Origin of the sequence: Crenothrix sp. (genome assembly GCF_043729335.1) — a bacterium.
Lineage (GTDB): Bacteria > Pseudomonadota > Gammaproteobacteria > Methylococcales > Methylomonadaceae > Crenothrix.
In genome coordinates, this window is the sequence record NZ_JAYTLQ010000063.1 from 66,255 (window position 1) to 75,070 (window position 8,816).

The following is an 8,816-nucleotide window of genomic DNA, read 5'->3' on the forward strand; positions in this document are numbered from 1 at the left end:
ACAATAGAAGTCATTTCATTGTAATGACAAATATTAAAAAATCAAAGGGCCTTTTTGGTTGCTAAAACCAAGCTTAATTTTTTGGCAAGAATTAGACGCTAACTCATTGAGTGGCGATCTGATCCACCAAAATCCTACTGACAGACTAATCCTGCAACCGTGTCAGCCAAGGCTCTTTACACAAAGGATCAATATAAAACGCCAGGGCTTCGGGTTTATGCAATAAACTCTCTTCGCCGGAAGCATTGGGATTTAACTGCCTTTTTTCCACAAAATCAACCAAACGACGGGTGTTATAAATCAGTAATACCCGATTACCGTATTTGCTGCTGTAAATTTGGTAACCTACATTAGTTTCATTAAAAGCGGGGTTTCTTTCCAGTAACGTCATTAACTTAGCCTTATTCCCCAATGCTATATTTTTCAGAATCGAATCATTACGATTCTCAATCAAGCTCTCAAAATAAGCGGCCAGTGACCCTGCCAGTTGCTGAGCTTGCAAGCTGCGAATTTCTTCTTCGGAAAAAATAAAACTTTCGGCCACCAGATAATGCCTGTCTTTATGGCTGTCATTGGCAAACAGCGAAATTTTATCTAAAGCACGATGCTGCAAAGCGGTCAAAAAGGTTGTCGGCGCACGCAAATGCTTATCTACCGTCACCACCCACGGAAGCGCCCTACCCTCTTCTTTAAAGCGTTTTTTTACACTGGTAATCACCGCCGAGCGCGGCAATTCATCTTCACGGCCTTCAGGTTTAACCAGAAAGGCATCAACAGCGGTAACTTGGGTATGGAAACCTGCACTTTTAAATTGTTCAACCAAATGGGCATACCGTGGCTTGTAAGGAATACCGGTGCCATCGTATAAAATATTAAACCGCCCTTCCCTGGCAAAAGCTGCCACCAAACTGCGTAAGCGCGTAGCAAAAGGTTCCACGTACATATAATCATCACTGTGATGGTTAGCTGCGGTTAACACCTGATACAAATCACTTATTTTCCGAAATTCATCCAGCGAAGCAATGACAAAATTATAACCACATTGCGCCGTGGCAATCTCTTCAACGGCGGTTTTTCCAGAACCGGCTCCACCCATCGACATAAATAGTTTGGGATGCGCATCCGGAATTTTGCCCTCAAAAATTGCCTGTTTAGAGTGTTGCAATTTTTGGGTAATTTTTGCCAGACGTTCGTAAGCAATTTCCACCGCACGCTCTAATCTTTCATCATGTGCCGCCAACAGCATTTTTTGTTTTAAAGTTTCATTGTTGGCCAGATCAAAAATGAGCGCATCGTCGCCATCACATTGCTTAAGTAAATCTATCAATTCTGCATGCCCGGGTGTACGCAGCCCGGTCAACATATTCATGTCCAGACAAAACAGCGGCGCCGCACCGTTACTGCCGATGCTAATCCCATCCATATCATTTTTCCCAGGCTGGCGTAACGCTTCCGTGCCCGGCAAATAACCAATCACATGATTAACAGCGCTTAAGGGATAATCTGCTAAATGCTTGCCCAATATAAGTAATTCCGTCCTGATGCTTTCAATAGGAACCAGGCCACCGGTTACCGATACCAAACAAGAAATACCATCGGCAGTTTTATGGGATAAAAACGGAATACCAGAAATAAATTTTTTATTTTCAGGCCATTTGCCATAACCGTTGGCGGTATTTTGCAAGCTTTTACTGCGGGTCGGGTCAAGCGCGTTTTTAAAAGCGCTGGCCACGGCCTGTAGTGGGCTATGGCAATCATGCAGCACCGCCGGATCGTTGCTATCAAGCCGCCTAAAATCAATGCCTTGCTCATAAACACTTTTAAATGCCGGTAAGCTACCGAGTGCGGTCATAAAAAAATCTAGGGTGATGCGATTGCCATAATTAAACGGCCTGATCAAACGCATTTTTTGATAAAACGCCGTCAATTTTTCGGCGATATCTTCTGTCCAGATAACAAAGCCATTATTATCAAAAATAGCGGTATCGTCATTGGCATCGTCGTCTAAAACCAAACATTCGATAGCTTCCCGAAATTCCTTACGCTTGGCAGGATCAGGCATAGTACCGGGCCTGTGATTAATGATGGCCTGCTCTTTCCAGTCGTAAAATAAATCGCGATGTATCCGCGAAAACAATCCGGTAAGATAAGTAACACGCTTGGCCTGATCTTGGGTAACCGTATCTTCAATTTCTTGTTTAAGCGTTGAGGTGAGTTTGGTTGCTTGAGCTATTGCCAGGGCGGTACGCAGCTTTTTTAATTGCGCATAACCTTGAATGTGGCGGCTCGAATTTTCGTTCATAAACGGGATCGCAGTGCGGTGTGTTGTGGGGATAAGAGGGCGCTGACGGTCACAATCGGTAGCGTTAGTGTCATTGGAAATAGAACAAAGAGGACAGATTTAACTGATTTTAAATCAGTTTATTTGGCTATCCGCTGTGTTCTATTTGTCTAAGGGTGTCTAAGGAGCTTAGAGCGGCAAATTATTTTCGGTATTTTTATTTTCTTTAGCCGCTTTAGGTGCGTCATCATCACCACTGAAACCAAATACCCCGATGATTTTTTCCCACAGGCTTCTATCAATATCGCGTTTAGGCACATCCACTGTAGTTTCAAGGGTGGGTTTAAATTGCGGCACGTTTCCGGGTTTAAAATCACCTTGTATGCCGCTTATTTGATCAGCATCATCAAAAAATAAGGTGAGTTTTTTCTGTTGCCGGTCTTCACCGTTGCGTTTTTCCGAAAACAAATAATCCCAGCGTTTCTGATGGAACATATCATTTAACATAGGAGAGCCGAGAACATACAGCACTTGACGTTTGGTCATTTTGGGTTGAAGCTGGTCAACCATCGCCTGATCAACAATGTTACCTTGCTGAATATCAATGGTATAGACCGGCAAATAGCTCAAAGCGGTAGAGCATGCAGTCAGCGTCAGACTGGCTGACACACTTAAAAAACAAAGCGATTTTCTCATCGGGAACGAGGCATAATTTTAAAACTAAAATCATACAGGATGTTAAACGATAATCCTATAAAACTGTCACGACCTTAAACATCAAAAAAGGCTACAATGTAGCCTTGCTACAAATCTAACAGCTAGTCTGGCTACTACAAGGAGATGATCTTGGAAACGCATGATTTAAGGAATGCAGGCTTAAAGGTAACTTTGCCGCGCGTCAAAATTCTACAAATTCTTGAGAACGAAAGTACCGACCGCCATTTAACAGCTGAAAAGATTTATAAAATTTTGTTAGCGGAAGATGGTGATATTGGTCTGGCGACTGTGTATCGGGTATTAACCCAATTTGAGTCCGCAGGACTGGTTACACGGCATCATTTTGAAGGCGGCAATTCGGTCTTTGAATTGGCAAAAGGCAGTCACCACGACCACATCGTTTGTATAAAATGCGGTAAAGTCGATGAGTTTACTGATGAAATCATTGAAACCCGACAAAAAGAAATTGCCAAAAAACTGGATTACCAACTGACAGACCACAGTTTGTACCTGTATGGTTTTTGTCCTCAATGCCAAAAAAACTGATTCTTTCTCTACCTTATAAACTTCATGTTTAAACCACTCATTTTTTATATCGGCTTGCGTTATACGCGCGCCAAACGCCGTACGCAGTTTATTTCTTTTGTCACACTGGCCTCTGTATTAGGCATTGCTTTAAGTGTTACCGCACTAATTACCGTACTTTCTGTCATGAACGGCTTTGTCGATGAAATCAGCAAAAGTATGCTGAAAATGACCGCCCACGCTACCATTACCGGCAATTATGGACAATTGGATGATTGGCGCAGTCTGGACCAAAAGCTGGCTGACTTTCCGCATGTAGAAGGCACTGCGCCGTTCATTAACGGTCAGGTGATGATTAATGCCGACCGACGCGTTAGCGGAACGGTGCTGAGTGGCATTTTGCCGGAAAATGAAACTAAAGTTTCAGAGGTTGCCGACAACATGAAACAAGGTAAATTATCGGATTTGGTCGCTGGCCAATACGGTATTGTTTTGGGCGAAGAGCTGGCAACTTATCTGGGTGTTTCTACTGGCGATAAGCTTACTGTTATCAGTCCGCAGGTTAATTCTACGCCAGCAGGTGTAGTGCCGCGTATGCGACGATTTACTGTGGTCGGTGTGTTTAAGGTCGGTGTGTATGAATACGACCGTAATATGGCCATGATTCACATTGACGATGCGGCCAAACTGTTCCGCTTGGAAAGTGCGGTTTCAGGCTTGCGTATTAAGTTTGATAATTTGTTGAATGCCCCACAAATCACCGAAGCATTAAGCACTGCGTTGCAGGATAATTATCAAGTCGGCGACTGGACTAAAGCCAACGCCAATTTCTTTTTGGCCATTAAAATGGAAAAACGCGTGATGTCGATCATCTTGTTGTTGATGGTTGCGGTTGCGGCGTTTAATATCGTCTCAACCCTGATTATGGTAGTGACCGACAAACGCGCTGACATTGCTATCCTAAAAACCCAAGGCTTAACCTCTGCATCGGTTATGGGAATTTTTATGGTGTTAGGCACGATTATCGGCGTTATCGGCACGGTTCTAGGTACGATAGGTGGCGTGTTATTGGCGTTAAATGTGCCTGCCATTGTCCATAACATCGAAGAAACCTTTCATATCAAATTCTTGAACGCGCAAATTTATACTATCAGTGAATTGCCCTCGCAACTGATCTGGACTGATGTTTATGCTATCGCTGGCATGGCGTTTTTATTGTCGTTGCTAGCTACTATTTACCCAGCGTGGCAAGCAGCGAAAATCAATCCAGCCGAGGTGCTTAGATATGAATAACGCGAGCATCTTACAATGCAAACAACTGACCATGCGTTACGACCAGGGTGGACTGGACGTTTCTGTACTGAGAGGGGTGGATTTAACCATCGGTGTTGGCGAGCGCGTGGCGATTATGGGCGCATCGGGTTCTGGCAAAAGTACGTTGCTACATTTGCTCGGTGGCCTGGAAAAACCCAGCAGCGGCGAAGTGATCCTGGACGGCGTTAACATTAATACCGTTAACTCCAGCAAACTGGCCAAATTGCGCAACCGGTCTTTAGGGTTTATTTATCAATCGCACCATCTGCTGGCTGAATTTACCGTGTTGGAAAATGTTGCCATGCCGTTGTTGATTGCCAATTTGTCCATACAAGAAGCCAAGGATCGCGCCATTGAGCTATTACAGCGCGTAGGTCTGGGGCATCGGATTGAACACAAGCCCGGTGAATTATCCGGTGGTGAACGGCAACGAGCCGCCGTCGCCAGGGCTTTGATTAACAAGCCAAAATGCGTACTTGCCGATGAACCTACCGGCAATCTGGACAGTAAAACAGCTGAACAGGTGTATCAGTTAATGCTGGAATTGAATCAGGAACTGAATGTCAGCCTTCTGGTAGTTACCCACGATGTCACGCTGGCAGAAAAAATAGGCAAGGTGTTACGCATGGAAGATGGCCTTATTGTCAGTTAAAAAACTATAACTACATAGCGCTTACTGTAGAGACGCAAGATTTTGCGTCTCTACTTAACTGGCTAGACTTTAAGATTTCTTTTGGCCTTACGTGCGTTCCACTTTTTTTGGATTTCATAGGCCCAAAAGTAACGGATACCGTGGTATCCGGCCACAGAACAAGTAATGCCCATAATCAAACACCCCACTAAAAAGGGCTGCCACACATCCCCTAAGCCAGACCACATACCCTCCAGCGAAAACTTAAAATTATCACTGGGCGATTCAAGATTCATAAACGACAATCCCACCCGATAGGCAAAATAAAATAAAGGTGGCATAGTTATGGGGTTAGTCACCCATACTAGAGCAACAGAAATAGGCAAATTGGCGCGAAAATAAATCGCCCCCATAGCTGCAAATGCCATCTGCGTTGGCGTTGGAATCCAGGCACAAAAAAGACCGACTGCAAACGCCATAGATATAGACCGACGACTCAAATGCCACAAATTAGGATCATGCAATTTATCCCCTAAAAATTGCAAGCTTTTATGGTGTTTTATTACATCAGGGTTAGGCACAAACCGATCCAACATTTTTTGTATAAATTCTTTTGCCATAATGGTCTATAAATTAGGTTATCTATCTACTAAGACTTATCCGCTGCTCAGCGCAAAAAACACAACAACATGCCATGATTTTTGCCACGCTGTCATTTTTAGCGGGATTATTATTCGTCCAACAGTTTTCCGTGCTACCGGAAAATCCTTGGCTCTACAGCGGCGTATTCGCTGTTGCTGTTGCTGTTGCTGTTGCTGTTGCTGTTATTGTATGGCGGCGCTATTGGCTGTGTCTATGTTTTAGCATCGGTGTGTTATGGACAATCCTTTTTGCGTCGGTGCGATTAGCCGACCAATTGCCTAAGCAACTGGAAAGCATAGAAATTCCCGTTAAAGGCTACATTTCTGAGTTACCGGAACAAAACGAAAAAGGTGTGCGGTTTAATTTTTGCATTACCGAATCCCGCGTTCCGTTACCGTCTACAATCCGATTAAGTTGGTATGACGTTGAATATCCTGTAAAGGCTGGGCAACATTGGGCATTTACCATTAAGTTAAAACGCCCACACGGTACTTTAAATCCTGGCGCTTTTGATTATGAACGCTGGCTGTTTACCGAGGGCATAGGCGCTACCGGCTCTGTTAGAAGGCAACCTGCACCGGTATTATTGTCGCGTGACGCCGCCTGGAATCATGTCTCAATCTGGCGGCAAACTATTACTGATCTGCTAGCACGAGCTTTGCCGGACAAGCCAAACTTAGGCCTGATAAAAGCGTTAACTTTAGGCGATGGCCACAGTATTAGCCAGGCGCAATGGGAAATTTTTCGAAAAACCGGCACTACGCATTTGTTTGTTATTTCCGGTTCCCATATTGGCCTAGTTGCAGGCCTGGTTTATTTACTAACGTTAAAATTTTGGGCGCGAACGGGATTACTGGCTTGGTCACCGCAAAAAGTGGCGGCTATTGCCTCGTTGCTATTTGGTTTATTGTATTCTGCCTTAGCAGGTTTCACCGTACCCACCCAACGCGCCATCATTATGCTGGCTATCGCCATGACGGCAATTATCCTGCAACGTAATAGTCGTCCGTTCCACATTTTGGCTGTTGCGCTCTTAGCTATTTTGGTAACTGATCCATTAGCGGTTTTAGCGCCGGGTTTCTGGCTGTCATTTTTGGCGGTCGCGTTGATTATCTATACCATCAGCGCCCGTTTAAAAACGCCGGGTACTCTTCTTGGAACGCTCAAAGTAAACTGGGCGACTTCGTTAGGCTTAGCGCCGTTATTATTGGTGTTTTTTCAACAAATCTCTTTAATTGCACCCATCGCCAATTTTATTGCTGTACCCGTTATTGAGATTTTGATTGTACCGGTAGCTTTAGTTGCAACTCTTTTATTGCCGATATCATCTGCGTTGGCATTAGCGCTGTTCTGGCTGGTAGATACCGTATTGCAAGGTTTAATCTGGCTATTGGTACAACTTGCTGATTTGCCATTCGCTACCTTAAACCATACTGCGCCCTCGCCTTGGGTACTGGGGTTTGCTGTGCCTGCCGTGATATTACTGCTGGCTCCTAGAGGTATGCCGACGAGGGGATTGGGCATTATCATGCTATTGCCGCTGGTATTTACCAAATCACAGCTACCCAAAATCGGCCATATTACTATGACAGCACTGGATGTCGGACAAGGTTTGGCGGTAGCGGTACAAACAGCCTCGCATTGGCTCATTTATGATACTGGCCCTAAATACAATTCCGGCACGGACAGCGGCCAAACCGTGCTATTGCCGTTTTTACGTAACCGGCAAGTGAATAAAATAGACACAGTAATGATCAGTCACGGCGATAGTGATCACATCGGCGGCGCGGAAACTTTGCTAAATGCCGTACCCACGGCACAGGTTATCACCAGTGTTCCTGCACAACTAAATGCGTATAAACCCACTGTCTGCGTGGCGGGGCAATCCTGGCTATGGGATGACGTGAAATTTACTGTGTTATCGCCGAATCATGCGTTTGAATCAGATAATGATAATTCCTGTGTATTGCGTATTGATAGCCAACAAGGGTCGGTATTATTAACCGGTGACATTGAAGCCAGTGCTGAACAACAATTGGTTTTGCGTTATGGCGAAAAGTTAAAGGCAAATATATTGCTTGCGCCACATCATGGCAGCAAAACGTCATCGACGCTGGCATTTTTAAACGCGGTTGCCCCAGATACTATTATTATTCCTGCGGGTTATTTGAATCAATTTCATCATCCGCATCCTGATGTGCTGTCTCGCTATCAACAAAGCAAGGCAAAAATATTTAATACCGCTTACAGTGGCGCTATCACTATCAATACAGAAAACAGTGAATCCCCAGTCAGCACGTTTCGTTACAGTGATGGCAAATATTGGAATAATAAATAAGAAGAATAATTTCAACATACAAAGCTATAACCCAAAGAGTGGCTGAGTTAATGACTTTATAACTTAGTCTCTCTCCTAGAGATAGTGGTAATTTTTAACAGAAAGAAACATACAAATATGTTATCAATAGATAATAAATTTTAACTGTACTGAGTCGATATTCATGGCTCAATGTTTGCGTAGGAAAATTGTATGGGCTTAGCTATAGATTTTTTACTTGGTTTACTACTCCCATTGATTTTAAAACCGTCCGCCCCCAAATTGTAGGTAAAGCAGAAGTAGATTTGGGGAGGATAAAATGTACCGCAGAATACGACTTCAGCATTATGCACCACAGGATCGGGACATCTGGCAAAGACAGTACTACA

General features: G+C 44.1%; 8 protein-coding genes. 4 read left to right on the plus strand and 4 right to left on the minus strand.

The window, feature by feature from the left end; translation table 11 throughout:
• Positions 1–145 precede the first annotated feature (145 nt).
• Entirely contained in the window at positions 146–2,302 is a 2,157-nt protein-coding gene (locus tag ACHZC4_RS16025) for a zeta toxin family protein (protein WP_394754879.1), read from the minus strand.
• Between the two features lie 168 nt (positions 2,303–2,470).
• Positions 2,471–2,977: an outer membrane protein assembly factor BamE gene (locus ACHZC4_RS16030; protein WP_394754880.1), complete on the minus strand. Its 507-nt coding sequence runs from the start codon at positions 2,975–2,977 to the stop codon at positions 2,471–2,473.
• 144 nt (positions 2,978–3,121) lie between these two features.
• Here ACHZC4_RS16030 and fur point away from each other — a divergent pair, with 144 nt between their 5' ends.
• Genes fur through lolD form a run of 3 tightly spaced genes read left to right on the plus strand, consistent with a single transcriptional unit; the run spans position 3,122 to position 5,489 of the window.
• On the plus strand, positions 3,122–3,544 hold the full coding sequence (gene fur, locus ACHZC4_RS16035) for a ferric iron uptake transcriptional regulator (RefSeq protein WP_394754881.1): 423 nt from the start codon (positions 3,122–3,124) through the stop codon (positions 3,542–3,544).
• Positions 3,545–3,568: 24 nt separating this feature from the next.
• Positions 3,569–4,816 (plus strand): lipoprotein-releasing ABC transporter permease subunit, encoded by a 1,248-nt coding sequence (locus ACHZC4_RS16040; RefSeq protein WP_394754882.1) that lies wholly within the window; start codon positions 3,569–3,571, stop codon positions 4,814–4,816.
• Positions 4,809–5,489: a lipoprotein-releasing ABC transporter ATP-binding protein LolD gene (gene lolD, locus ACHZC4_RS16045; RefSeq protein WP_394754883.1), complete on the plus strand. Its 681-nt coding sequence runs from the start codon at positions 4,809–4,811 to the stop codon at positions 5,487–5,489. The genes ACHZC4_RS16040 and lolD overlap by 8 nt, the downstream gene beginning before the upstream one ends.
• A 62-nt stretch (positions 5,490–5,551) precedes the next feature.
• On the opposite strand, the gene ACHZC4_RS16050 is transcribed toward lolD, so the two are convergent.
• Entirely contained in the window at positions 5,552–6,088 is a 537-nt protein-coding gene (locus ACHZC4_RS16050) for a DUF2062 domain-containing protein (RefSeq protein ID WP_394754884.1), read from the minus strand.
• 74 nt (positions 6,089–6,162) lie between these two features.
• Between ACHZC4_RS16050 and ACHZC4_RS16055 the strand changes: the two genes are divergently transcribed.
• Positions 6,163–8,448 (plus strand): DNA internalization-related competence protein ComEC/Rec2, encoded by a 2,286-nt coding sequence (locus ACHZC4_RS16055; protein ID WP_394754885.1) that lies wholly within the window; start codon positions 6,163–6,165, stop codon positions 8,446–8,448.
• 161 nt (positions 8,449–8,609) lie between these two features.
• Here the strand turns inward: ACHZC4_RS16055 and ACHZC4_RS16060 are convergent.
• Positions 8,610–8,816: hypothetical protein (locus ACHZC4_RS16060; protein ID WP_394754886.1), on the minus strand; the 207-nt coding region annotated here is incomplete at its 5' end.

Bases quoted from the DNA above. Each gene is read 5' to 3' on its own strand.
- ACHZC4_RS16025 (WP_394754879.1), bottom strand. From the start codon at position 2,302: ATGAACGAAAATTCGAGCCGCCACATTCAAGGTTATGCGCAATTAAAA.
- ACHZC4_RS16030 (WP_394754880.1), bottom strand. From the start codon at position 2,977: ATGAGAAAATCGCTTTGTTTTTTAAGTGTGTCAGCCAGTCTGACGCTG.
- fur (WP_394754881.1), top strand. From the start codon at position 3,122: ATGATCTTGGAAACGCATGATTTAAGGAATGCAGGCTTAAAGGTAACT.
- ACHZC4_RS16040 (WP_394754882.1), top strand. From the start codon at position 3,569: ATGTTTAAACCACTCATTTTTTATATCGGCTTGCGTTATACGCGCGCC.
- lolD (WP_394754883.1), top strand. From the start codon at position 4,809: ATGAATAACGCGAGCATCTTACAATGCAAACAACTGACCATGCGTTAC.
- ACHZC4_RS16050 (WP_394754884.1), bottom strand. From the start codon at position 6,088: ATGGCAAAAGAATTTATACAAAAAATGTTGGATCGGTTTGTGCCTAAC.
- ACHZC4_RS16055 (WP_394754885.1), top strand. From the start codon at position 6,163: ATGATTTTTGCCACGCTGTCATTTTTAGCGGGATTATTATTCGTCCAA.